A 24,489-nucleotide genomic window follows, 5' to 3' on the forward strand; every position below is an offset into this window, starting at 1 on the left:
GCATTGTCGGCGCTCATGGAGCTGGCTGAACCCTCACCCAGCTCCAGCTAGGCAGCAAGCTACCAAGCTTGCGCATCCCTTTCCCCGAGGGGAGAGAGTTTGGCTTTAACGAAAGCTCGCCATTCCCGCGCCGTCGATGTTGAGTTTCTGCCCCGAGCAATAGGGGTTGGCGTCGCTGACGAACCACAGCACCGCCGCGGCGACGTCTTCCGGCGTGGAGACGCGGCCGAAAGGGAATTTGGCGTCGAGGTGGTGGATGTCGTCCTGCCCGGTGATCGCGCGCGCGAGTTTCACGCCCATGTCGCTGACCGTCAGCGACGGGGCGACGATGTTGACGCGGACGCCGTTCCTCATCTCTTCCTTGGCGAGCGTCAGCGCCAGCGCTTCGCCGGCCGCCTTGCCCATATTGTATGGCGCGCCGTTGGCGTTGTGGTTCAGCGTCGCGACGCTCGAGATGATAATGATGTCGCTGCGGGCATGCGTGCGGAGCTGCGGCAGGGCAAGGCGGCTGATGCGGTGTGGGCCGAGCGCGTGCGTGGCGACGACGCGTTCGAGCTCGGCGGGATCGGTGTCGGCGACGCTTTTGCCGCGGCTCGCGATGCCGGCATTGTTGATGAGGATCGACATCGGGCCGAAGTCGGCTTCGATCGCGGCGATCATCGCGGCGCAGGCCTCTTCGTCGGTGACCGAGGCCTGATACGACTTCGCCTTGCGGCCGAGCGCCACGATCGCGGCGACGGTTTCGGCAGCTGCGGCTTCGTCGCGGGTATAGTTCACCGCTACGTCGGCGCCGGCCTCGGCGAGCGCAACGGCGATGCCGCGGCCGATCCCGCGCGAGGCGCCGGTGACGAGCGCGACGCGCCCCGCAAGGTTCATCTCGGCCATGTCTCTCTCCCTAGTCGATCAGTTCTTTATAGATGTCGTCGTCGCTGCGGCTGGCGGCGTTGCGCCATTTGGGCGCGGCCTTGCGGTTGAGGACATGGCCGTCGGCGTCGAGGATCGCGACGGTCGGCGTGCCCTTGATCGTCTTGAAGCCGAAGCGCGCGGCAACGTCGAGATTGCGGCCCTGGCCGAGCTGGGGCATGCCGACATCGACGAAAACGACATGATAGCGCGCGTTGACGGGACCGACGAAACGGGGGCTGTCGATCTTGTTCGCGAGATAGGCGCTATCGTGGCAGCGATTGGCGCCCATGATGAGCAGGACCTGCTTGCCGCTATGCCGCGCCGCCGTCAGCGCATTGTCCACCGCGGCCATGGCGGGCGCGGCAGGATCGAAAGCCATGGTAAAATAGGGATCGGAAACGGGCGGCGGTCCCGGCGGCGGCGTCCGCGGCGCCGGGGTGCCGAGTTGGAGCGCGAGAGCGAGAATGGGCAGGATCATCGCGCGACGATAGGTTTTGCATGACGTTTCCGTCAACGTCAGTTAGCCTTCGCGCCATGAGCTGGGAAAAAGAAGTCGGCGAACTCGCCGCGCGCCGCGCGATGGCCGAGGCGATGGGCGGGGAAGAGAAGGTCGCGCGGCAGCACAGCCGCGGCAAGATGGACGCGCGGGCGCGGCTCGCGGCGATCGTCGATCCGGGCAGCTTTCGCGAGATCGGCAAGATCGCGGGGCGCGGCACCTATGGGCCCGATGGCGAGCTGGAACATCTGGCGGCGTCCAATTTCATCTTCGGGCGCGCCAATATCGACGGACGGCCCGTCGTCGCCAGCGCCGACGATTTCACCGTGCGCGGCGGCGCAGCCGATGCGGCGCTGCACAGGAAGTTCGTCCAGTGCGAGGCGATGGCGCACGAATATCGCCTGCCGCTGATCCGCATGATCGACGGCACCGGCGGCGGCGGGTCGGTCAAGACGCTGGAGGATATGGGCTATACCTATATCCCGCACGTGCCCGGCTGGGACCAGATTATCGCGAACCTCGACACGGTGCCGGTGGTGGCGCTGGCGCTGGGGCCGACCGCAGGGCTGGGCGCGGCGCGCGTGGTCGCGAGCCATTACAGCGTGATGGTGCGCGGGCTGTCGCAGCTGTTCGCGGCGGGGCCGGCGGTCGCGGCGGCGATCGGCGACACGCTCGACCGCGAAGAACTGGGCGGTAGCGACGTCCATACGCGCAACGGCGTCGTCGATGACGAGGTCGCGAGCGAAGCCGAAGCCTTCGCGGCGGCGCGGCGCTTCCTGTCCTATCTGCCGTCGTCGATCCACGGCCGGGCCGAGCGCACCGCGTGCAGCGATCCGGTTGACCGGCGCGAGGAGGCCTTGCTGTCGATCGTCCCGCGCGAGGCGAAGCAGGTCTATTCGATGCGGCGCATCGCCAATGCGGTGTTCGATGCGGGCAGTTTCTTCGAGATGGGCGGGCGCTGGGGCAGGGCCGTCATCACGGCCTTCGCACGGCTCGACGGCTATCCGGTCGCGGTGCTGGCGAGCGATCCTTCTTATCTTGGCGGATCGTGGGACGCGAAGACGAGCGAGAAAGCCGAGCGCTTCGTGAAGCTCGCCGACCAGTTCCGGCTGCCGATCGTCCACCTCGTCGACAATCCGGGCTTCATGATCGGCGGCGAGGCCGAGCGGACGGGGACGATCCGGTACGGGGTGCAGGCGATGAACGCGATCTACCGCGCGAGCGTGCCGCTGGCGTCGGTGGTGGTGCGGCGCGCTTACGGCATCGCAGGCAGCGCGATGTCGAACGCCGAGCGCTTCCAATATCGCTTCGCCTGGCCGTCGGGCGACTGGGGCAGCCTGCCGATCGAGGGCGGGGTCGAGGTTGCGTACAAGAGCGAGCTGGAGGCAGCGGAGGATCCGGCGGCGCATCTGGAGTCGATCAGGGAGCGATTGAACCGCGTGCGATCACCGTTCCGCACCGCCGAGAAATTCGGGGTCGAGGATATTATCGACCCGCGCGATACGCGGCCGTTGCTGTGCGAGTTTGCCGAGCTGGCGTGGCGGGTGGTGGGGTAGCGGGTCTCAAAACCCGTTCGTGCTGAGCTTGTCGAAGCACTGTTCTTTCTTTTAGCATCGTCAGAAGAAGAGAACGGCCCTTCGACAGGCTCAGGGCGAACGGTAGAGGGGATTTGCCGTGAATGCTGGACGCCATCTCGGCATGGACTGGCTGCGCATCGGGGCGTTCGCGCTGCTGATCTTCTATCATATCGGCATGTATTTCGTGCATTGGGACTGGCATGTGAAGATCGCCGATCCGCTGGAGTGGACGGCGATCCCGATGCTCGCGACCAACGGCTGGCGGCTGGCCTTGCTGTTCCTCGTGTCGGGCTATGCCAGCGCGGCGCTGGCCGGAAAGCTCGGCGGGGCGGGGGCGTTCGCGCGGTCGCGGAGCGCGCGGCTGCTGATTCCGCTCGCCTTCGGGATCGTTGTCGTCGTCCCGCCGCAGCCTTGGATCGAGCTGATGGGGCAGCATGGCTATGCGCATAGCTTCCTCCATTTCTGGACGAGCGACTATTTCCGCTTCGGCAAACTCGACGGCATCGTGCTGCCGACGTGGCAGCATCTGTGGTTCGTCGTCTATCTGTGGGTCTATACGATGCTCGCGGCCTTTCTGCTCGCGGTCATCCCGGCGGAGGCGCGCGCAAAGGCGGCCGATGGCGCGGCGCGGCTGCTCGGCGGCTGGGGCCTGTTGATCGTTCCGATGCTCTGGTGGCTCGCCGTCTATGGCGCCTTTCCCGATCATGACGAGACGCATGCGCTGTTCGACGACGGGCCGTCGCATCTTCATTATCTGGCGGCGTTCGGGGTCGGCTGGCTGCTGCGCGTGCGGCCTTTGCTGTTCGAGGCGGTGGCGCGCTGCTGGAAGGTGGCGGCAGTGCTTGCGGTGCTTGCCTTCCTGCCGATCGGCTGGGTCGAGTGGACCTGGCCGGGCGATACGAGGGCGCCAGATTGGGCGGTCACGCTGTTCCATGTCGCGCGGCAGGTGCAGGGCTGGGCGACGATCGTCGCGCTAGTGGGCGTCGCCGACCGATTCTGGAACCGCGACCATCGCTGGCGCGCGACGCTCGCCGAGGCGGTGTTTCCGTTCTACATCATCCACCAGACGATCATCGTCGTGGTCGGCTGGCACCTGCGGCAAGCCGATGTCGCCGCGCTGCCTTCCTTCCTGATCCTGCTGGCGACGACCGCCACCGGATGCTGGCTTTTCTACGCGATCGGGCGCACCATCGGCTGGCTGCGGCCGCTGATCGGACTGCAACGCAAATAGGGGGAGGATGATATGGGTGCAGTGAAGGGGATATTGGCGATCGTGGGGGTCGCGGCGGTCCTGATGGGCGGCCTGTGGATCTTGCAGGGGCTGGACATCGTGCGCTGGCCCGAAAGCAGCTTCATGCTGGGCGACGTCACCTGGACGCGCAACGGGACGGTACTGGCCGTGGTCGGCGTCGTGCTGATCTGGTTCGCAAGGAAGCGGCCCGCCTGAAAGCGACTACATTTGTAGTTGATCTGTGTTACTTATATGATACACCTTCGCCAATCCGGGGTTGGATTGGAGCTCTATGATGATTCGTTCTTCGCGTCTTTTGCCCGGCCTGCTGGTGGCGGCCGCGATGGTCGCGGCGCCCCTGATCGCGCCGCCGCCCGCCTTCGCCGCCGATGAAGCCAGCGGCGATGCTGTCGCAGAAACCTATGCCGCGCTGCTCGAGCGCGACTATGTCTATCCCGAAATTGGCAAGCGTTATGCCGCGGCGCTGCGCGCTGCGATCAAGGCCGGACGTTACAAGACGCTGAGCGGCGAGGCGCTGGGCAGCGCGATCGACGCCGATGTGAATGCGGTCGCGGTCGATGGTCATTTGCGGCTGCGCGTGCCCGAGGGCGCATCGGCGGCCGCCGCCGGACCGGGCGCGACGGCGCCCGCGCCGCGGCCGCGCAAGGAGCCGGTCGAACAGGCCGGCTGGATCGCGCCCGGGATCGCCTTCGTGCGCTTCAACGTCTTTCCGCAGGATGCGGCGGTGACCGCGACGGCGGCGAAATTCATGGCCGATCATGCCGACGCCAAAGCGATCGTCTTCGACATTCGCACCCACAATGGCGGCGGGCTCGATCAGATGGACGTGATCTTTCCCTGGCTGTTCGACAAGCCGACGCGGCTGGTGGCGATGGCGACGCGCGCCTCGGTCGACGCCGAGGGCGGATCGCCGATCGACGGCATCCCCTCGATGCGGATCGTGACGGGCGACGCCGGCATGGTGACGCGCGAGCATTGGGTGACGCCGAACGCCGACAAGCGGCTGAAAAAGGCCAAGGTCTATGTGCTGACATCGGGCGCGAGCGCGTCGGCGGCCGAGCATTTCGCGCTGGCGATGAAGCATATGGGACGCGGCGTGCTCGTCGGCGCGCCGACCGCGGGGGCCAATCATTTCGGGCGCGGGGAGGATCTGGGCGGCGGCTATGGCGCGTTCATCCCGGTCGGCCGGACTTATGATCCGAAGACCGGCAAGGATTGGGAAGGCGACGGGGTGCAGCCCGACATTGCGGTCGCGCCGGCGGATGCGCTGGTGCGCGTGCTGACCGACCTTGGCGTCGCACCGGCCGAAGCCAAGACGCTGTCCGACGCGCATATGCCCAAATGGCCGATGGAGCGGCGGAAACCGCGCGGGGCGAAATAGGCCGTCAGGCCGCCGAGCCGGCAAGGCTGGTGAGCGCGTCGCCGTCGACGCGCATCACCGTCCATTCGTCCATCAGCTTCGCGCCAAGGCTCTGGTAGAAGCCGATCGAGGGGGTGTTCCAGTCGAGCACCCACCATTCGAGGCGCGCGCAGTCGCGTGTCACGCAGAGCTTCGCCAGATGCGCGAGCAGCGCCTTGCCGAGGCCAGAGCCGCGCGCTTCGGGGCGGACGAACAGGTCCTCGAGATAGATGCCGGGGCGCCCCTCGAAGGTCGAGAAATTGTGGAAGAAAAGCGCGAAGCCCTGTGCCGCGCCGTCGATCTCGCCGATCACGACCTCGGCATAGGGGCGCGGGCCGAACAGCTTTTCGCCGAGTTTCGCCTCGTCGAAGCGGACCTCGTGCGCAAGCTTTTCATACTCGGCGAGGTCGCGGATGAACTGCGCGATCAGCGGCAGGTCGGCGGCGGTGGCGGGGCGGATCGAGAGAGTCATGGCGGCGATTTGTGGGGTCAATCGCTTGCTGTCAACTTTCGACCGGTAGATGCCGTCGCCCCCGCGAAGGCGGGGGCCGCTGGAGCCGTTGCGCAAGGCCGACGACGGCCCCCGCCTTCGCGGGGGCGACGGACTATTTTAACGTCCGCTCCCCACCCCGAAGCCGAAATCGCGGTCCGCCCGCGCTCTCCCGACCTTACGCCGCCTTGCCGTGCGCCACGTCCATGCTCACCGCGCTGCCCGCGTCGATCTCCGCCGCCTTGGCCTCGACGAGTTTGACGATGTGCTGGATCATGTCGGCATCCTCGACATGGTGGTCGGTGACGCCCGAGAGATAGACCATATGTTTGCCGTTGCCGCCGCCGGTGATGCCGATGTCGGTCTCGCGCGCCTCGCCGGGGCCGTTGACGACGCAGCCGAGGACCGAGAGCGACATCGGCGTCTTGATGTGCCCGAGCGCTTCTTCGAGCGCCTGCACGGTGCGGATCACGTCGAAGCCCTGCCGCGCGCAGCTGGGGCAGGACACGACGCGAACGCCGCGGGTGCGGAGGCCCAAGGATTTCAGGATCTCATAGCCGACACGCACTTCTTCCTCGGGCTCGGCCGAGAGCGACACGCGGATCGTGTCGCCGATGCCCGCCCACAAGAGGTTGCCGATGCCGAGCGCCGACTTGACGGTGCCGCCGATCAGCCCGCCCGCCTCGGTAATGCCGAGGTGCAGCGGGCAATCGACCGCGTCGGCGAGCTGGGCGTAAGCCGCGACCGCGAGGAAAACGTCGCTGGCCTTCACCGCGACCTTATACTCGTGGAAGTCGTGGTCCTGGAGCAGCTTGATATGGTCGAGCGCGCTTTCGACCAGCGCCTCGGGGCAGGGCTCGCCATATTTTTCGAGCAGGTCTTTCTCCAGGCTGCCGGCGTTGACGCCGATGCGGATCGCGCAACCGTTGGCTTTTGCGGCGCGGACAACCTCGCCGACGCGTTCGGACGAGCCGATATTGCCGGGGTTGATGCGCAGGCACGCGGCACCGGCGTCGGCGGCTTCCAATGCGCGCTTATAATGAAAATGGATATCGGCAATGATCGGAATGCGCGCGGCGCGGACGATCTTGCCGAGCGCGGCCGTGGAATCGGTGTCGGGGCACGAGACCCGGATCAGGTCGGCGCCCGCTTCCTCGCAGCGGCGGATCTGGTCGATCGTCGCCACCGCGTCGCTGGTCAGCGTGTTGGTCATCGTCTGGACGGTAATCGGGGCGCCGCCGCCGACAGGGACGGCGCCGACCATGATCTGGCGGCTGCTGCGCCGCGCGATGTCGCGCCAGGGGCGCAGGCCGGGGTTGTGGTCGCTCATGATTTTGCCCGAATGAGGGAGATATGCGCTGCTCTTTAGTCGCTTGTACGCGGCTTGGCAAAGCGAAGCGGCGCAAAAGCAACCTGTGACGCAAAAGCCACATTCGGCACGCTATGTGACAATTTTACGGATATTTTATTTGTGCATTGCAAAATTTTGCGCGATTTTCCCGTTCGTTCGAGACGAGACGTCCGCAGAGGCGCGCGTCCTGGCGGCAGGATGGATCAAGTGTTTCACTATCCAAGGGGGCTTTCCCAATGAAGTTTGTTACCAAGGCTTGCTTCGGCATGCTGCTCGCCGCGTCGGCCATGTCGACCCCCGCCTTCGCGCAGGAAGAAGAAGCGAGCGGCCCGTTGACGCTTTCGGGCGGCATCTCGGTCGTTTCGGACTATCGTTTCCGCGGCATTTCGCTGTCGAACGAAAAGGTCGAAGTGCAGCCGACGCTGACGCTGAGCCATGAGAGCGGCTTCTATGTCGGCGCGTGGGGTTCGGGCCTTCCCGACAGCCCGCTCTATGGCAAGTTCGAGCTCGACGCCTATGCCGGCTATGCGACCGAAATCGCGCCCGGCACGACGATCGACATCGGCGCGACCTATTATATCTATCCGGGCAACCAAAAATTTGCCGGTCCGAGCGACTATGTCGAAATCATCGGCAAGCTGTCGCATGACATCGGCCCGGTCTCGGCCACCGGCCTTGTCGCCTATGCCCCCGATCAGAAGTCGCTGGGCAGCGACGACAATCTCTATCTGAACCTCGGCCTGGGCTATGGCATTCCGAACAGCCCCGTCACGCTGACCGCGGGCCTTGGCTACACCGACGGCTCGCTCGGCGCGCTGGCCGCCGACGGCAACTATCTGGACTGGTCGGTGGGCGCGTCGTTCGCGGCGGGTCCGGCGACCTTCTCGGTCCAGTATATCGACACCGACCTCAAGAAGACGGGTATCAAGGCCGTCGACACGCTTTACGATCCTACCGTGGTCTTCACGCTCGGCGTTTCTTTCTGATCGTCTGAGCCGGTCAGCGACCACGCTCTGGAGGGGGCGGCTTTCGGGGGGAAGCCGCCCCCTTTTTCGTGGGCGCATCGCGTCTATTCAAAGGCTTGCCCCGATCGGCAACGCAATATTGTTTCGATTGAAACCGCATTTGCGTAATCTGCTGTTGCGAAAATGTCGCATCGCAGCCTTTTTTGTGTGCGTGCCCTGCATTTTTTGTTTGTGCGGCGCAGCAATTTGGTCAACACACAGGCCCTGCGGGACCTGACCAGCCCATAGAGAGGCTGGCTGCCCCGCGGCAGGCAGGGACGATCCGACAACCAACAAAGGATCCGTCCATGAAAAATCTTTCCCGCGCATGCCTTGGCATGGCTCTCGTTCTTTCTGCGCTTCCGGCGACGGCCTACGCCCAGGAGGAGGAGGAAAGCAGCAGCATCACGATCACCGGCGGCGCGACCGTCGTTTCGGACTATCGCTTCCGCGGTTTCAGCCAGTCGGACGAAGAGGCCGCGATCCAGGGCACCTTCACCATCGCGCACGAAAGCGGCCTCTATGTCGGCACCTGGGGGTCGAGCATCGGCTTTGCCAACGGCACCGAAATCGACGTGTACGGAGGCTTCTCCACCGAACTGACCCCCGGCCTGACCGGCGATATCGGGGTGACCGCCTATCTCTATCCCGGCACCAACAACGCGACGGTGATCGAACCCTATGCCTCGCTGACCGGCGCAATCGGTCCGGCGACGGTCAAGGGCGGGGTCGCATGGGCGCCCGGGGGGCAGAACTCGCTTGGCGACGAAAGCGCCATCTATCTCTACACCGACGTCGGCGTCGCGATTCCCGATACCCCGATCAAGTTGAAGGGCCACTTCGGCTATGCCGACAGCGACAGCTTTCTCGGCGGTCTCGACGGCAATGTGATCGACTATTCGGTCGGGGTCGATTTCACCTGGAAGGCGCTCACCCTGGGCGTCGCCTACGTCAACACCGATGCGCCCAAGATCGGCGGGTACAAGGAAGCCGTCGGGGCCGACGGGGCGGTGATCTTCTCGCTCGGCGCGGCTTTCTGACGCCGGGCGCGGGGCGGCCTCTGGGGGGAGGCCGCCCCCATCCTTCCTGATTAGACGGAAAGAGCGGCCGCTTCGGCCGCTTTTGTCATGCCCGCGCGCTTGATCGCAATGCGCTTGACGCTGTCGGTGAACCGTGCAATTTCATCGACGAGTTGAAGTAGCTGGAGCGAAACCCCCATGCCTCAAGCGTCTCAATCCCCCCAAAGCGTATCGGTTCCTCCCATGCCGCCAACCCGCGGCAGCGGCGAGCGCAGTCCCGGCGTCAAGCTGGTCATCGCGGTATTGATCGCGGTCGCGCTGATGGTGCCGCTGCTGATGGTCTATGGCTTGCTGTGGGATCGCCAGCAGCAGGCCGAGACCGCGCAGGCCTCGATCGGGCAGGGCTGGGGCGGTCAGCAGACGATTGGCGGCCCGGTGATCGTGATCCCCTATCGCGCGACCGATACGCAGACGGTGCAGGAGAACGGCCGCGACGTGACGCGGACCGTCAACACGATCAGGAATCTCTATCTGTCGCCGCAGGCGAACAAGGCCGAGGTCGCGATCAAGCCCGAGAAGCGCAGGAAGGCGATTTACGAGACCGTCGTCTATGAAAGCCAGATTGCGGGGAGCGCCGATTTCGTGCTGCCCGCCGACATTGCGCGCTATGGCGTGGCGCGCGAGGCGCTGCTGCTCGACCGCGCCGAAGTCCGCCTCGGCATCAGCGACGCACGCGGGCTCGTCGACGGCAACAGCCTGGCGGTGAACGGCACGCCCGTGCCGCTTCAGCCAGGCAAGGGGCTCGCCTCGACCGGCAATTCGGGCACCTTCGCCTTCGTCGACTGGACCGGCGCCGCGCCGCTGAAGATCGATTACAGGATCGGCGTGCGCGGGCTTGGCGATTTCAAGCTGATCCCGCGCGGGGTCGATACGCGCTGGACGGTCAAGTCTAGCTGGCCGAACCCGAGTTTCGGCGGCGATTTTCTGCCCGCGAAGCGCAGCGTGACAGCGAGCGGCTTCACCGCGACCTATGCGATCCCGAACCTCGCTTTGGGCCAGGCGCAGGTGCTGACCGGCGACCTGTCGCCGCCGGTCGCGACCAATTATGGCGCGCGCGACCCCTATGCTGTCGACGTCGCCGCGCCCGCGGCGAACGACGGGACGATGGAAAGCGCGGGCGGGACCGCGAAGGCGGTGGCGATCAGCCTCGTCGAGCCGGTCGATCTTTACAGCCAGGTCGACCGCAGCATCAAATATGGCTTCCTGTTCATCGGCTTCACCTTCGTCGCCTTCCTGATGTTCGACATCATCGCGGGCGCGCGGGTCGCGGCGGCCGAATATCTGCTGACCGGCGTCGCGCTGGTGCTGTTCTTCGTGCTGCTGCTCGCGTTCGCCGAGGTGATCGGCTTCACGCCGGCCTATCTGCTGGCCTCGGCGGGCATCATCGGGCTGCTGACCTTCTACAGCGCCGCGGTGCTGAAGAGCTGGAAGCGCGCGCGCTTCCTCGCGGCGATGCTGATCGGGCTCTATGCCTTGCTCTATGTGCTGCTCAACCTCGAGGCCTACTCGCTGCTGATCGGATCGGTGCTGATGTTCTTCGCGCTCGCGGGCGTGATGTACATGACGCGCAACATCGACTGGGGCGGGCTCGGCAAGAAGGAGGAGGTGGCGACTGCCTAGGTGAACCCCGGCGAAAGCCGGGGCCCAGCATAGCGTAAAACTCCGTGGGCCCCGGCTTTCGCCGGGGTTCACTCCATTTCGCTACCGCCAGCGCAGATTGTGGGGGCCGAGGTCCGCTAGGGTCCTGGCCCCCATCAATTTCATACCGCGCTCGATCTCGGCGCGGAGCAGGCCGACGGCGCGGCTCACGCCCTCTTCGCCCGCGGCGGCGAGCGCATAGAGGTAGAGGCGGCCGCCCGAGCAGGCTTTCGCGCCGACCGACAGCGCCTTCAGCACATGCGTACCGCGCGTGATGCCGCCGTCGCAGATCACCTCGATTGTGTCGCCGACCGCATCGACGATCTCGGCGAGCGCGTCGAAGGGCGCGATGCTGCCGTCGAGCTGGCGGCCGCCGTGGTTCGACACCATGATCGCGGTCGCGCCGATATCGACCGCGCGCTTGGCGTCCTCGACCGCGGCGATGCCCTTGAGGCAGAAGGGGCCGTCCCACTGCTTGCGGATCGCCGCGGCGCGTTTCCAGTCGAGGCTCTGGTCGAGCATCGTCGTGAAATATTCGGCGACCGATTTGGGGACGCTCGATCCTTCGGACACATGCGTCGCGAGGTTCGGGAGGCTGAATTTTTCGCGAAGGACATAGTTCAGGCCCCAGCCGGGCTTGATCGCATAGCTCAGCATGTTGCGCGCCGTGAAGCGCGGCGGCGAGGTGAAGCCCGAGCGGAGGCAGCGTTCGCGGTTGCCGCCGACGATCGTGTCGACGGTGAGTGCGACCGCGTCGAACTTCGCCTCGCGCGCGGCGTCGAGCATCGCCTTGTTGAGGCCTTCGTCGTGATGGACGTAGAGCTGGAACAGCTTGGGGCCGTCGGTCAGCGCGCCGGCCTCGGCGAGGCCGATTGTCGCGAGGCTGGAGATGCCGGCGACGGTGCCGGCGTTCGCGGCGGCGCGGAGGACGGCGCGTTCGCCCTGCCAGTGGAAGAGGCGCTGGAGCGCGGTCGGCGAGAGGAACAGCGGCATCGCCATCTCGCGTCCGAACAGCGTGGTGCGCATGTCGATGCTTTCGACCCCGGCGAGGACGCGCGGGACGAGGTCGCAGCGGTCGAACGCTTCGCGGTTGCGGCGGCGTGTGACCTCGTCGTCGGCGGCGCCGTCGATATAGTCGAACACCGGCCACGGCAGGCGCCGCTTCGCGAGCGCGCGGAAATCGTCGATATTGTGGCAGTCGGTCAGGCGCACGCTCATCTACCCCCGTTCGTCCTGAGCTTGTCGAAGGACTGTTCTTCTTAGACGCCTATGAAGGAAAGGACGGCCCTTCGACAAGCTCAGGGCAAACGGCTTGGGATTAGAACACCGTCCGCGCCGCGACCGCACCCTTGGTCGCGTAGCTGAAGCGCGGTTCGACCGGCAGCGCGGGATCGAGGATATGCGCGGCGACGCGTTTGCCCACCGCGGGTCCGTTCTTGAACCCGTGCCCCGATCCGCCGCCGACCAGCCAGATGCGCTCCTGTCCGGGTAGCCGGTCGATCAGATAGTCGCCGTTCGAGCTGTTCTCATATTGGCAGACGCGCGCGCCGATCAGCGGCGCGTCGGTCAGGCCGGGGAAGCGCTGCGCGATATAGGCGCGCGCCTCGGCGATGCCCGCGGGGGTCGGCGCGCGGTCCTGCGTGTCGGGGTCGACGACCGGGCCATGAACGTCGATCGCGATCTTGAACCCCGCGCCCTCGAGGTCGGGGATGCCATAGACGATGCGGCCGTTGTTGAAGTCGGCCCAGACGGGCAGCTCGGCGGGGGTGAAGCGCGTGTCGCCCTGCGGCGCGCCGAAATGATAGACCTCCTGCCGCGTCGCGACGATCTTGCCCATCAGTTGCTGCGGGAAGAGTTCGGCGAGCCAGGGGCCGCAGGCATAGACGAGATGGTCGGCGGTGCCGCCGTCGGGCAGCGTATGCTTTCTGATCTTCTTGGCGATCAGCGGCGCGGGCATGACGACGCGTTCGACCTCGATCTGCGCGTCGGCGATCACCTCCTGCACCCCGCGCCCGGCGATCAGCGCGCCGCAGTCCTTTTCGAGGATGCCGGTCTCGCCCTGATAGAATTGGATCTGGCGCCAGTTCTTCTGCAGCCAGTGGACGTCGCCATGGTCGTGATCGACGCGGTTCGCTTGGAGCCAGGCGCGCGACTGCGCGGTATAGGTGTCGCCTTGCGGCGCGAACCAGAGGACGCCGGTATTGTGAAAGATCGGCAGGCTCGCGGTGTCGGAGAGGTCTTTCCAATATGCGAGCGATTCCTTCGCCATCTCCGAATAGATGGTGTCGGCGCCATAGCCCATGCGGATGACGCGGCTCTCGCCGCCCGACGAGGCGCGCCAGTGGCCCGCGCCATAGGCGTCGAACAACCGCACCGATTTTCCCGCGCGCAGCAAATGCCAGGCGGTCCAGGCGCCGAACACGCCCGCGCCGATGATCGCGACATCGACATGCTGGATCTTGGGCCGCGCGGGCTTGCGTTTCTTCGGCTTGCGCTCCTTGCGCTCGGCCGCGACGGCTGCGGTCGCGACCGGAAGCGCCGCGAGGCCGGTCAGGACGGCACGGCGTGACGGCGTGTCACCGGCCAACGGTCGCGCCCTCGCTCTTCTTGTAATAGCGATAGCCGCCGATCCAGGTTTCGAGTGGGGTCATCTTGCGGATCTCGTCGGGGCTCGCGAGCAGCGGGTCAGCATCGAGCATCACGAAGTCGGCGCGCATGCCGGGCATCAGCGTGCCGAGCCGGTCCTCCGCGAAGGCGGCATAGGCGGCGGTGCGGGTGAAGCCGTCGAGCGCGGTTTCGCGGCTCACCGTCTCCTCGGGATGCCAGCCGCCGACGGGCTGGCCTGCCGCATCGGTACGCGAGATCGCAGCGGCGATGCCGGGGAAGGGGTTGGCGCTCTCGACCGGCACGTCGGAGCCCAAGGCGAGGCGGACGCCGGCGTTTTCGAGGCTGCGCCACGCATAGGCGCCCTTGAGCCGGTCGGGGCCGAGGCGGGCTTCGGCCATCAGCCGGTCGCTCGTCTGGTGGACGGGTTGCATCGAGGCGATGACCTTGAGCGTGGCGAAGCGCGGAATGTCGACGGGGTCGATGATCTGCGCATGCTCGATGCGCCAGCGGCGCTCGCCCGGGAGGTCGGCGGTGAGGTCGGTGATCGCACCCAAGGCCTCGGCATTGGCGGCGTCGCCGATCGCGTGGATCGCCACCTGGAACTTGTCCATCGACGCGCGCACCATCTTGTTGCGGAGCTGCGCGGGGGTGAGCAAAGGCAGGCCCTTCTGCCCCGGCGCGTCGCTGTAAGGCGCCTTCAGCCATGCGCCGCGCGAACCCAGCGCGCCGTCGAGATAGAGCTTCACCCCGACCATGCGCAGCTTGTCGTCGTAAAGCCATGGCGTCGGTTCGGACCCGGCGATGATCGCCATATTGTCGATGTCCCCGCCGTAGGAGAGGATGCGCACCGCAAGCTGTTTCTTGTCGCCGGCGCGGCGGTACGCCTGCCATTCGGCGATGGTCGTGCCCATGTCGGCGATGCTGGTGATGCCCTGCGAGATCAGCTTCTGCTGGGCGAGCAGGAAGGCGCGGTCGAGGTCGCGCGCGAGCGGTTTGGGCTTGGCGCCGTCGATCAGGCTCATCGCGGCGTCGACGAAGACGCCGCTGGGCTTGCCGCCCGCCATTTCGATGCGGCCGCCCTCGGGCGCCTTGGTGGCGGCGGTGATCTTGGCCGCATTCAGCGCTGCGGTGTTCGCCCAGCCCGCATGGCCGTCGACACGCTCCAGCCAGACCGCACGATTCGGCACCACGGCGTCGAGGTCGGCGGCGGTCGGAAAGCGGCCGAGACCCCATTTTTCCTGATTCCAGCCGAAGCCGATGATCCACGGCATTTCGGGATTCTCGTCGGCATATTTCTTGATCGCGGCCTGCGCCTCGGCGAGGCTGTTGGTGCCGCTGAGATCGAGCAGCATCAGCTGGAAGCCGAGCCCCATGACATGGCCGTGCGCGTCGATCAGGCCGGGGATCAGCGTGCGGCCCTTGCCGTCTTCCTTGAAGTCGGGGCGCTCGGGGCGCTTGTCCTTGCGGTCGAGTAGTTGCTTGACCTTGCCGTCGGTGCCGATGACGAGCCCGGTGAAGCGGACGAGCTTGCCGTCCTTGTCGAGCGTGATGCCGTTGACATTGTCGACCAGCGTGTCGGCGTGCGCGGGGGCGGCTATCAGCAGCGCGAGCGCGGTGAGGGCGAGGCGCTTCATTTCTTCAACCTCGTCACGAGCGAGCTGGTGTCGCGGCGGCCGTTGCCGAGCTTCTGCACATCGGCGTAGAATTGATCGACCAGGCTTGCCACCGGCAGCGTCGCGCCGTTGACGCGCGCCTCGTCGATCGCGAGGCCCAGATCCTTGCGCATCCAGTCGACCGCGAAGCCGAAATCGAATTCGTCCTTCGCCATCGTGCCCCAGCGGTTGAGCATCTGCCAGCTCGCCGCGGCGCCGCCCGAGACCGCCTCGAACACCTTGTCGGTATCGAGGCGCGACGCCTGCGCGAAGCGCAAGGCTTCGGACAGGCCCTGCAGCACGCCGGCGATCGCGATCTGGTTGACCATCTTCGTCGTCTGCCCCGCGCCGGGGCCGCCGATATGCACCATCCGCGCCGAATAGGCCTTCATCACCGGCTCGGCGGCGGCGAAGGCGGCCTTGGTGCCGCCGCACATTGTTGAGAGCGTGCCGTTCTGCGCCCCGGCCTCGCCGCCCGAGACGGGGGCGTCGACGCAGAGCAGGCCGAGCCCGTCGGCCTCGACCGACAGCTGGCGCGCGATGCGGGCGGAAACGGTGGTGTGGTCGATGAACAGCGCGCCCTTCTTCATGGCGCGAAAGGCGCCGTCGCGGCCGAGCGTCACCTGCGCCAGATCGTCGTCGTTGCCGACGCAGGTCAGCACGACGTCGGCGTCCGCCGCGGCGTCCGCGGGCGTGGCTGCGGACTTGCCGCCATAGGTCGCGACCCAGGCCTCGGCCTTCGACCTTGTGCGGTTGTAGACGGTGAGGTCGTGCCCTGCTTTCGCGAGGTGCCCCGCCATCGGTCCGCCCATGACGCCGGTGCCGATGAAGCTGATGCGCAATTTTTCTTCACTCATGGCAGAGGTCATAACCATGGTTTGCGCGGCGCGCCAGATAGGCTAGGGCCAGCCGCGCTATGACAGACCTCGCAACCGCTCCCGCCGCCGACCTTCCGGTGATCTCGCTCGACGATGTCCGCGCGGCGGCGGCGCGGATTGACGGCGCGGTCGTGCGGACGCCGACGCTGCATTCGCAGACCCTGTCCGAGCTGGTCGGCGCCGAGGTCTGGCTGAAGTTCGAGAATCTGCAATTCACCGCCGCCTACAAGGAACGCGGCGCGCTCAACGCCCTGCTGCTGCTCAGCGACGAGGCGAAGGCGCGCGGCGCGATCGCGGCGTCGGCGGGCAATCATGCGCAGGGGCTCGCCTATCATGGCAAGCGGCTCGGCGTGCCGGTCACCATCGTGATGCCGAAGACGACGCCGCAGGTGAAGGTGTCGCAGACCGCAAGCCATGGCGCGACGATCGTGCTCCACGGCGAAACCTTCGACGACGCCTATGCCCACGCGCGCGAGCTGGAAGTCGAGCGCGGGCTCACTTTCGTGCACCCCTTCGACCATCCTCATGTCGCGGCGGGGCAGGGGACGGTCGCGCTCGAAATGCTGGAGGATGTGCCCGAACTCGACACGCTGATCGTGCCGATCGGCGGCGGCGGGCTGCTCGCGGGCATGGGCACCGCGGCGCGCGGGATCAAGAACGACATGCGCCTCGTCGGGGTGCAGGCCGAGCTCTATCCGTCGATGTACGCCGAACTGAACGGCGTCGACATGGCGTGCGAGGGCGACACGCTGGCCGAGGGTATCGCGGTGAAGGAGCCGGGCGGCTACACGCGGAGGCTCGTCGCCGAACTCAACGACGACATCGTGCTCGTCGCCGAGCGCCATCTGGAACGCGCGGTCAGCCTGCTGCTCCAGATCGAAAAGACCGTGGTCGAGGGCGCGGGCGCGGCGGGGCTCGCGGCGATGCTCGCGCATCCCGAGGAATTTGCGGGCCGCAAGGTCGGGCTGGTGCTGACCGGCGGCAATATCGACACGCGGCTGCTCGCCAATGTGCTGCTGCGCGACCTCGCGCGCTCGGGCCGCATCGCGCGGCTGCGCATTCGCCTGCAGGACCGGCCGGGCGCCTTATTCAAGGTGATGAAGCTGTTCGACGAAAAGCAGGTGAACATCATCGAAATCTATCATCAGCGCATCTTCACGACGCTGCCCGCGAAGGGGTTGATCACCGACATCGAGTGCGAAGCGCGCGACCGCGAGCATCTCGACAGCCTCGTCGCCTCGCTTCGCGACGCGGGCTATATGGTGACAACCGTCGAGCTGGCGTGAGGGAGTTCACGCTCGACTTCGTCGCGACGCCCGACAGCATCGACGAGCTCGGCCATGTCAACAACGCCGTCTGGGTCCAGTGGATTCAGCAGGTTGCCACCGGACATTGGGACGCCGCCGCGCCGCAGACCCACAAGGACGCCTATATCTGGGTCGTCGTGCGGCACGAGATCGATTATCTCCGCGCGCTTGGCCCCGGCGAGACGGTGATCGCGCGGACGTGGGTCGCCGACAAGCCGCAGGGCGCAAAGTTCGACCGCTTCATGGAATTCACCGGCGCCGACGGCAAAGTGCATGTGCGGGCGCGGACGGTGTGGGCGCTGCTCGACAAGGCGAGCGGCCGGCCGCTGCGCGTGACCGCCGAAATCGTCGCGCCCTTTATGGGCTAGGTCTCGGGCGCGAGGCGTTCGGCGAGCGGCCTATTTTCCAAGGCCCGCAGCGCCTTCACGATCACGCGATGCACATCGCCGACCTCTTCGAAGAGGCTGCGATACACGCCGGTGATCCGCGCGCTATATATCTCGATGCGGGCGAGCTGGTCGCGGCCGGCGTCGGTCAGCCGGAAGATCTTGCGCCGCGCATCGGCAGGGTCGGCGTGCTGGGTGATCAGCCCCAGGCGGAGCAGCGCGGGGCATTTCTGGACGACCAGCTGGTGCGACTGACCAAGCGTGCGGGCGAGTTCGGCGGCCGAGGCTTCGCCCGCCTTGCCGAGCGCGGTGAGCAACGAGCAGGATTTGACGGGCACGACGATGCCGGCGGCGTCGAACAAGGGGCGCGTCTGCTCTTCGATCCGCGTGCTCAGCGCTTCGGCGAGGCGGCCGAGGAAGCTGATGTCGTCGAGGGGATTCGGGAGGTCAGTCGAGGCGGGCATAGTCGGTCGTCGTTCCGTCGCGGTTGAGGCGTTGCAGCGCCGCGACCTTGCCCGCTTTGCGCAGGATCCGAAAGCGGAAGTCGCGGACGCCCTCCAGCCCGAACAGGTCGCCGCCCAGCGGTTCGAGCGTCAGGCGGAAACGCTCGCGCCAGGTGTAGAGCAGCTTGCCGCCGGCAAAGTCGATCCGGCGGCCCTCGTACTGGCCGGCGACGGCCTTGAGTTCGGCCGGTGCGACTTTGGCGGGCGCGGCGAGTGTCGGGGCAAACCAGTCGGCGTCGGCGCGCTTGGCGGGATCGGCTTTTGCGATATCGGCCAGCGCCAGACGATGCGCCACGGTCAGCGCCTCGGCGGACGGAACGGCATGGTCGGGGGCGACACCCTGTCCCTCGAAATCGCCGCGGTCGACGGGGTCCTTGATCTGGCCGATCGGCACCTGCACGAAGAAGTCGTGGCCGACGGGCTTGCGGTCGACGGGATGCGCGCCGCCCGCCGTGCGTTCGCCGACGAGCGTCGCGCGGCCGAGCTTGTGGAGCGAATAGGCGAACCATTCGGCGGCCGAGAAGCTGGTCGATCCGGTCAGGACATAGACGGGTTTGCCGGTCAGGCGTTTGGCGGGCAGCGCAGGGAGCACCCACTGGCCGCGCTCGATCCGCTTGTCGTCGTCGCTGTAATAATAGTCGAACAGCTCCTGATCCCTGTCGCCGCGGAAGAGTTGGCTCGCGAGCAGCTGCGCCATCTCGAGCGTCCCGCCATTGTTGTAGCGCATGTCATAGATCACCGCGTCGCTGTTCTCGATAAAGCGCATCGCGGCGGCGGCGGTGTCGTAGGCGAGTTCGGGATCGGCGAAGTGTGTCAGCCCGACATAGGCGACATTGCCGTCGAGGATGCGCAGGTCGGCGAACCCGAAATTGTCGCGCTGTTCGGCCTGCCGCTCCTTTTCGCGAAGCGCCGCGGCGACCGCAGGATCGGCTTTGGCGGCATGATCGGCGACGAATTGGGGGTCGACCCCGACGAAGAAATGGAGGTCGCCCGATGCCGCGATCAGGTCCCGCGTCAGCGCGTCCGCGAGCGCTTGGCGGTCGGCGGCATCGTCGTAATCGCCCTTGTCGAGATGCGCGAGCAAAGCCGCTGCGATCGTCTTCGCCTTGTCGGGGAAGACATAATTCGCCTCGAGCGCCCCGACCAGATTGTCGACCACGGCCCGGCGATCGGCGCCGGAAAGCGGAGCTTCGCTGGCCGACGCGGGGCATGCGGACAAGGCTGTCATACCCGCCAGAAGCGCCGTCAGAAATTTCGAACGCAGCATTACTCTATCATCCCCGCTCATTTATACAATATATTGCGCAATATATTGTATAAATGAGCGGGGCAAGGATGAAATTTCGGACATGGGTCTTGAGGGGGCCGGCCGACGTGCTTGCGCCGCCGCCCGCTCTAGCGGTCGGAAATGATCCGCCGCCTCTCGATCCACGCCTCGGCGCAGGTCGAGCCGGCGCCGGCCGGGCGGCCGCCGATGCCGCCGCAGCTGTGTCGGCGGTCGGCGAAGCGGATCAAGATCCACTCGCGCTTCCGGCCGCACAGGAGGATGCGCTGACCGGGCTTCACCTTCGCGATCTTGCGTGCGCCGGGCGACGGCGCCAGCGACGCCCAGATCCGCTTTTCGCGCGGATCGCCGGCGATGCGGCCGAGGGTACAGGCCGGGGCGGGCGCGCCCTGCATCATCAGGGCGAGCGCGGCGGTCGTCATTGTCAGCATGGGGTCGGGTCTTTCCGAAGGGGAGGGCAAGGGGAGGCGACGCCGCGGCTTGCCCGATCATCCTATCTCTTCGGTTAACGCCTTCGCGATGGCCGCAACCGAATTGGATGCATAGGCGAAGCCCATGTGGCCGCAGTCGACCTGGACCTGCCGGTCGCTTTCATGGACCTCCCCGCGCGCACTGTTCACCGCGACGACGCCGTCATGCGCGGACCAGAGCGCGAAGGTCGGCATCGTCGGGCGCGGCGCGGGGTGGAAGTCGATCGGCGGGTTGTCGACCGGGTGGCGCGCGATCAGGTGATAGAGGCGCCAGGCGCGGTTGGCGCGGCGGCTGCCGGAGAAAGGCGAGCCGAGCGTCACGACACGCGCGACCTTGTCGGGGTGATGCTTGGCATATTCGCGCGCGTAAATGCCGCCGAGGCTCCAGCCGACGAGCGCGGGGGCATGACCGGTGCGGTCGATGATCCACTGCACGCGGGTATCGATGCGCTCGATGATGTCGGCGGTCGCGCCGCGGTTGAACCCGAGGCCCCAGGCGTAGCAGCGGAAACCGGCGCGCCGAAGGTCGGCGCGCAGCGCCTTCGTCGCCCAGTCGCCCGACAGGAAGCCGGGGAGCACCATCACCGGCGGGTGGGCGCTGTCGGGGTTGGGCTCCCGCGGCATTGCGCGGATGCGGCCCCACATGGCGCGGATCAACGCCCCCGCTTCGCGCCACAGCAGGGATAGCGGCGGCGGCGCGTCGGGATCGGGAATGCGCGCGGGCCATTCGGCGCGCCGGGTCAGGAAGCCGCGGATCATGCCGCGGCTCTTATCCCTTCGGCGCGAGTTTCAAAAGCTTCCCCTCGCTGCCGTCGGTGAGCAGCCACACGGTGCCGTCCTCGCGTACCTCGACCTCGCGGATGCGCTGGCCGAAATCCCAGCGGTCGGATTTGTGCAGCGCGTCGCCGTCGATGCCCATCCGGATCAGCCCCTCGCCCGAAAGCGCGCCCATCAGCAGGCTGTTCTTCCAGCCCGGATAGACGTCGCCATCGTACCAGACGAGCCCGGCGGGCGAGACCGAGGGGTTCCACCACAGCTTCGGCGCCGCGAATTCGGGGCGCGTCGGATGGTCGGGAATATCCTTGCCGTCATAATGGTCGCCGTTCGAGACGATCGGATAGCCATAATTCGCCTTGGCCGCGACGAGATTGACCTCGTCGCCGCCCTTCGGCCCCATTTCCTGATTCCACAGCTTGCCGCTGCCGTCGAAGGCGAGGCCGAGGATATTGCGGTGGCCGAGCGACCAGATTTGCGCGGTGACGCCGCCTTGCGACGCGAACGGATTGTCGGCGGGCACGCTGCCGTCGGGGTTGAGGCGGAGGATCTTGCCGAGGTTCGCCTTCATGTCCTGCGCGGGATCGAACTTCTGGCGCTCGCCAGAGCCGATGAAGAGATATTTGCCGTCGGGCGAGAAGGCGAGGCGGTGCGAGAAATGACCGCGGCCGGTGACTTTCGGATCCTGTTTCCAGATGATCTGCAGTCCGTCGAGCCGCGGGGCGCCGCCCGAAACGAATTTCGCCTTGCCCGCGACCGCGCCGAAGGTGCCGCCGTCGCCTGCCTCGACCCAGCTGAGGTAGATGGTGCCGCTGGTCGCGAAGTCGGGGGCGAGGATTACGTCGCCGAAGCCGCCCTGACCGCCATAGGCGACCGCCGGAACGCCCGCGACGTCGAGCGTCGGCCCATTTTCCTGCCAAAACTTCAACTTGCCCGATTTCTCGGTGACGAGCGCCTGCCGGCCGCCGGGCAGGAAGGTCATCGCCCAGGGCTCGTTGAAGCCCGCGACTTCCTGCACCGTGAACGGCGCGTCGGCGAGCGGGGTTGCGGGCTGGTCGCCCGTGGCGTCGAGCTTTGCCGTATCGGCGGGCGCCGCACTGCTGGTGGTGCCGGCCGAACAGGCGGCAATGATCATCGCCGCGGACAGGGCGAGGGCGGAGGGTGTCTTCATGGGGGGCTCGCTTTGTTGGGGGGACAGAGGATCGGTCTGGGGATCAATCTGGCGCGCCGCGGCTACAAAGTCGAGGGGGCGTCAGCGGCTGGCCGCCTCGCGGCGAGCCGTGATCTCCTCGACGCTCCCCATGATCGCGTCGATCGCGTCGCTGGCGGGCGGCGCGTCGGCGCGCTTCTGTGCGAACTGGCCGCCGTTCATGATCTCTTCGAGCGCGGTGCGCGCTCGCGAGACGCGGCTCTTCATCGTGCCGAGCGCGCAGTCGCAGATGCTTGCGGCCTCCTCGTAAGACAGGCCGCCGGCGCCGACGAGGATCAGCGCCTCGCGCTGGTCCTGCGGCAACTCCATCAGCGCGCGCTGCAGGTCGGCCATTTCGCCGCTGTCCTCCTGGCTGGCGGGTGTCGACAGCGTGCGCTCGACCACGACCTCGTCATATTCGCCGTGAAACTTGTTGCGGCGCATCTGCGACAGGAAGGTGTTGCGCAGGATGACGAAGGTCCACGCCTTGATCGACGTCCCGCGCTCGAACCGCTCGCGCGAGGCCCAGGCCTTGACCATCGTATCCTGCGTCAGGTCATCGGCGAGGTCGGGATTGCCCGACAGGCTGCGGCCATAGGCGCGCAGGTGCGGAATCACGCCCGCCAGCAGCGATTTGAATTCGCCGTCGGACAGAGTGTTTTCGGCGGCGGGGGCCTCATCCTGCGGCATGGCAGCAGCGCTGGGGGGCACAGCATTGGGGCAAGCCATTATTGCTTCGGATTCTTCTGGTCGAGTTGCGACAGGAGATCGAGCATATTGTCGGGAAGCTGCTCGGCGACGACATTGCCATAGATCATGCGCAGCTTCGCGCTCACCGGCTCGGGCGATTGGCGCCCGGTCAGCGTGCGGTGCCACTGGTCGCTGCCAGTGCCCGGGAACGTCCCGTTCGACCGGCGCGGCTCGTCGGCGGCGGGCTGGGGCCGGTTCCGTCCGTTTTCGGTCCTGTCGTTTCCATGCGTTGCCATGTCAGGAGCAACGAGGAAATGCGGCGCTGGTTCCCGTCTTTCGATTTTTTTGCGACGAATGCGTTGCCAAGAAACAACAGTGTTCCTAATCAGGGTTTCGTGAGGGGTCACATTTTGCCCGGCCTGTGCCGAAGCGACCGGAGTTGACCCCCCTTGCTATCCGTCATCTATGTGAGTGTCGCCGATCCGTTGATCCGCGACAAGGATATTGCCGACATCCTGATCGCGGCCCGCCGCAACAACCTCCGCGACGGGCTGACCGGCGCGCTGATCTACAACGGCCATAATTTCATGCAGCTGCTCGAAGGCCCGGCCAAGGCCGTCGATACATGCCTCGACGTCATTCGCGCCGATCCGCGGCACAACGGGATGACCGAGATTCGCCGACGCATCATCGAGGTGCGCGATTTCGCCGAATGGTCGATGCTCTACGATCCCGGATTCGCTGGATATGGCGAGAATCTGGCGCGGCTCGCCGCGAACGCCAGGCTGGATGCTGAAGACGAGAAAATGATGAGCAATTTCATTGCGCTCGGCCGCCGCTACCCGGGGAAGTGACCGGGACGCGGTCTTGCATTGCGCTTTCGAGGCGCTAAGCCGGGACACCGGGTTTGCCAATTCCACAACCGACAAAGGCCCATTTATCAGCGACACCGTGCCCCAGCCGCTAGACGACGCCAGCTTCAAACAGGAGCTGGCGGCGATGTTGCCGCACCTGCGCGCGTTCGGCCGCAGCCTGACCGGCAATGCCGATCTGGCCGACGATCTGGTCCAGGAAACGATGCTGAAGGCGTGGAAGGCGCGCGCCAGCTATATTCCCGGCCCGGCGAGCATGAAGAGCTGGGCCTTCGTGATCCTGCGCAATTGCTTCCTGTCGCAGATGCGGCGCAAGAAATTCACCGCCGAGTATGACGAACTCGCCGCCGAGCGATTGCTCGTCGCGCCCGACGATCAGGCGGACAGCCTGCACCTCGCCGACGTGCAGCGCGCGCTGTTGATGCTGCCGGTGGACCAGCGCGAGGCGCTGATCCTGATCGGTGCGGGACAGCTATCCTATGAGGAAGGCGCCGAGATTTGCGGCTGCGCGGTGGGCACGATGAAAAGCCGCGTGTCGCGGGCGCGCTCGGCGTTGCAGACGATTCTGGAGGGCGGAGAAATGCCGCTGCGCAGCGACGACCCGCTTACGCCCAACGACGCCTTCGCGACCATCATGGGCGATGTCGACAAGCTGTCGGGCGGCGTGTCGCCGCCCGATTGACG

General features: G+C 66.5%; 27 protein-coding genes. 11 read left to right on the top strand and 16 right to left on the bottom strand.

Going from position 1 to position 24,489, the window contains the following annotated elements:
- Positions 1-105: 105 nt before the first annotated feature.
- Positions 106-885, bottom strand: coding sequence for an SDR family NAD(P)-dependent oxidoreductase (locus ATE67_RS00150; RefSeq protein ID WP_058814653.1), 780 nt, complete (start codon positions 883-885; stop codon positions 106-108).
- Between the two features lie 10 nt (positions 886-895).
- Complete coding sequence (locus ATE67_RS00155) at positions 896-1,384, bottom strand: thioredoxin family protein (RefSeq protein WP_058814656.1); 489 nt, start codon at positions 1,382-1,384, stop codon at positions 896-898.
- A gap of 56 nt (positions 1,385-1,440) precedes the next feature.
- On the opposite strand from ATE67_RS00155, the gene ATE67_RS00160 reads away from it, so the two are divergent.
- From ATE67_RS00160 to ATE67_RS00175, 4 genes are all read left to right on the top strand, one after another.
- On the top strand, positions 1,441-2,958 hold the full coding sequence (locus ATE67_RS00160) for an acyl-CoA carboxylase subunit beta (protein ID WP_058814657.1): 1,518 nt from the start codon (positions 1,441-1,443) through the stop codon (positions 2,956-2,958).
- Between the two features lie 118 nt (positions 2,959-3,076).
- Complete coding sequence (locus ATE67_RS00165; protein WP_231727991.1) at positions 3,077-4,210, top strand: acyltransferase family protein; 1,134 nt, start codon at positions 3,077-3,079, stop codon at positions 4,208-4,210.
- A gap of 12 nt (positions 4,211-4,222) precedes the next feature.
- Positions 4,223-4,426 (top strand): hypothetical protein, encoded by a 204-nt coding sequence (locus tag ATE67_RS00170; protein WP_058814661.1) that lies wholly within the window; start codon positions 4,223-4,225, stop codon positions 4,424-4,426.
- Positions 4,427-4,505: 79 nt separating this feature from the next.
- Positions 4,506-5,612 (top strand): S41 family peptidase, encoded by a 1,107-nt coding sequence (locus ATE67_RS00175; RefSeq protein WP_197411859.1) that lies wholly within the window; start codon positions 4,506-4,508, stop codon positions 5,610-5,612.
- Positions 5,613-5,616: 4 nt separating this feature from the next.
- Here ATE67_RS00175 and ATE67_RS00180 read toward each other — a convergent pair whose 3' ends face one another.
- Complete coding sequence (locus ATE67_RS00180) at positions 5,617-6,102, bottom strand: GNAT family N-acetyltransferase (protein ID WP_058815193.1); 486 nt, start codon at positions 6,100-6,102, stop codon at positions 5,617-5,619.
- 196 nt (positions 6,103-6,298) lie between these two features.
- Positions 6,299-7,450 carry a flavodoxin-dependent (E)-4-hydroxy-3-methylbut-2-enyl-diphosphate synthase gene (gene ispG / locus ATE67_RS00185; protein ID WP_058814664.1) on the bottom strand — a complete coding sequence of 384 codons (1,152 nt, stop codon included), beginning with the start codon at positions 7,448-7,450 and terminating at the stop codon, positions 6,299-6,301.
- A 257-nt stretch (positions 7,451-7,707) separates the two neighbouring features.
- Between ispG and ATE67_RS00190 the strand changes: the two genes are divergently transcribed.
- The gene (locus tag ATE67_RS00190; RefSeq protein ID WP_058814666.1) at positions 7,708-8,457 is read left to right on the top strand and encodes a TorF family putative porin; all 750 of its coding nucleotides are present in this window, start codon (positions 7,708-7,710) and stop codon (positions 8,455-8,457) included.
- Between the two features lie 356 nt (positions 8,458-8,813).
- The gene (locus ATE67_RS00195) at positions 8,814-9,515 is read left to right on the top strand and encodes a TorF family putative porin (protein WP_231727992.1); all 702 of its coding nucleotides are present in this window, start codon (positions 8,814-8,816) and stop codon (positions 9,513-9,515) included.
- Positions 9,516-9,565: 50 nt separating this feature from the next.
- On the opposite strand, the gene ATE67_RS21970 is transcribed toward ATE67_RS00195, so the two are convergent.
- Positions 9,566-9,694, bottom strand: a complete 129-nt coding sequence (locus ATE67_RS21970; protein ID WP_269433422.1) for a hypothetical protein — start codon at positions 9,692-9,694, stop codon at positions 9,566-9,568.
- 43 nt (positions 9,695-9,737) lie between these two features.
- Between ATE67_RS21970 and creD the strand changes: the two genes are divergently transcribed.
- Entirely contained in the window at positions 9,738-11,174 is a 1,437-nt protein-coding gene (gene creD / locus ATE67_RS00200; RefSeq protein WP_058814670.1) for a cell envelope integrity protein CreD, read from the top strand.
- 81 nt (positions 11,175-11,255) lie between these two features.
- Here the strand turns inward: creD and ATE67_RS00205 are convergent, their stop codons facing one another.
- From ATE67_RS00205 to ATE67_RS00220, 4 genes are all read right to left on the bottom strand, one after another.
- A complete protein-coding gene (locus ATE67_RS00205; protein WP_058815194.1) occupies positions 11,256-12,404 on the bottom strand; it encodes an alpha-hydroxy acid oxidase in 1,149 nt (382 codons plus the stop codon).
- Between the two features lie 106 nt (positions 12,405-12,510).
- Complete coding sequence (locus ATE67_RS00210; RefSeq protein ID WP_058814673.1) at positions 12,511-13,779, bottom strand: FAD-dependent oxidoreductase; 1,269 nt, start codon at positions 13,777-13,779, stop codon at positions 12,511-12,513.
- Positions 13,769-15,433: an amidohydrolase gene (locus tag ATE67_RS00215; RefSeq protein ID WP_058814674.1), complete on the bottom strand. Its 1,665-nt coding sequence runs from the start codon at positions 15,431-15,433 to the stop codon at positions 13,769-13,771. The genes ATE67_RS00210 and ATE67_RS00215 overlap by 11 nt, the downstream gene beginning before the upstream one ends.
- Positions 15,430-16,308: an NAD(P)-dependent oxidoreductase gene (locus tag ATE67_RS00220; RefSeq protein ID WP_156416840.1), complete on the bottom strand. Its 879-nt coding sequence runs from the start codon at positions 16,306-16,308 to the stop codon at positions 15,430-15,432. Before ATE67_RS00220 ends, ATE67_RS00215 begins: the two co-directional genes overlap by 4 nt.
- 59 nt (positions 16,309-16,367) lie before the next feature.
- On the opposite strand from ATE67_RS00220, the gene ATE67_RS00225 reads away from it, so the two are divergent.
- On the top strand, positions 16,368-17,615 hold the full coding sequence (locus ATE67_RS00225) for a threonine ammonia-lyase (RefSeq protein WP_058814679.1): 1,248 nt from the start codon (positions 16,368-16,370) through the stop codon (positions 17,613-17,615).
- Entirely contained in the window at positions 17,612-18,004 is a 393-nt protein-coding gene (locus tag ATE67_RS00230; protein ID WP_058814681.1) for an acyl-CoA thioesterase, read from the top strand. The genes ATE67_RS00225 and ATE67_RS00230 overlap by 4 nt, the downstream gene beginning before the upstream one ends.
- Here the strand turns inward: ATE67_RS00230 and ATE67_RS00235 are convergent.
- From ATE67_RS00235 to ATE67_RS00265, 7 genes are all read right to left on the bottom strand, one after another.
- Entirely contained in the window at positions 18,001-18,486 is a 486-nt protein-coding gene (locus tag ATE67_RS00235) for a MarR family winged helix-turn-helix transcriptional regulator (RefSeq protein WP_058814684.1), read from the bottom strand. The two genes, ATE67_RS00230 and ATE67_RS00235, sit on opposite strands and share 4 nt — an antisense overlap.
- On the bottom strand, positions 18,470-19,684 hold the full coding sequence (locus ATE67_RS00240) for a S41 family peptidase (protein ID WP_197411860.1): 1,215 nt from the start codon (positions 19,682-19,684) through the stop codon (positions 18,470-18,472). Before ATE67_RS00240 ends, ATE67_RS00235 begins: the two co-directional genes overlap by 17 nt.
- A 236-nt stretch (positions 19,685-19,920) precedes the next feature.
- Positions 19,921-20,241: a hypothetical protein gene (locus tag ATE67_RS00245; protein ID WP_058814687.1), complete on the bottom strand. Its 321-nt coding sequence runs from the start codon at positions 20,239-20,241 to the stop codon at positions 19,921-19,923.
- A gap of 57 nt (positions 20,242-20,298) precedes the next feature.
- Positions 20,299-21,039 (bottom strand): esterase/lipase family protein, encoded by a 741-nt coding sequence (locus tag ATE67_RS00250; RefSeq protein WP_058814689.1) that lies wholly within the window; start codon positions 21,037-21,039, stop codon positions 20,299-20,301.
- 10 nt (positions 21,040-21,049) lie between these two features.
- Positions 21,050-22,225, bottom strand: coding sequence for a PQQ-dependent sugar dehydrogenase (locus ATE67_RS00255; protein WP_058814691.1), 1,176 nt, complete (start codon positions 22,223-22,225; stop codon positions 21,050-21,052).
- A gap of 81 nt (positions 22,226-22,306) precedes the next feature.
- Positions 22,307-22,933 (bottom strand): sigma-70 family RNA polymerase sigma factor, encoded by a 627-nt coding sequence (locus ATE67_RS00260; protein WP_058814693.1) that lies wholly within the window; start codon positions 22,931-22,933, stop codon positions 22,307-22,309.
- A gap of 38 nt (positions 22,934-22,971) precedes the next feature.
- Positions 22,972-23,229: a NepR family anti-sigma factor gene (locus ATE67_RS00265; protein WP_058814695.1), complete on the bottom strand. Its 258-nt coding sequence runs from the start codon at positions 23,227-23,229 to the stop codon at positions 22,972-22,974.
- A 153-nt stretch (positions 23,230-23,382) separates the two neighbouring features.
- Here ATE67_RS00265 and ATE67_RS00270 point away from each other — a divergent pair, with 153 nt between their 5' ends.
- Together ATE67_RS00270 and ATE67_RS00275 are read left to right on the top strand one after the other, a co-directional pair.
- Positions 23,383-23,787, top strand: a complete 405-nt coding sequence (locus tag ATE67_RS00270; protein WP_058814698.1) for a BLUF domain-containing protein — start codon at positions 23,383-23,385, stop codon at positions 23,785-23,787.
- 97 nt (positions 23,788-23,884) lie between these two features.
- A complete protein-coding gene (locus tag ATE67_RS00275) occupies positions 23,885-24,487 on the top strand; it encodes a sigma-70 family RNA polymerase sigma factor (protein WP_443028728.1) in 603 nt (200 codons plus the stop codon).
- The last annotated feature ends 2 nt before the right edge of the window (positions 24,488-24,489 follow it).

It is taken from the genome of Sphingopyxis sp. H050, assembly GCF_001468265.1.
Classification (GTDB): domain Bacteria; phylum Pseudomonadota; class Alphaproteobacteria; order Sphingomonadales; family Sphingomonadaceae; genus Sphingopyxis.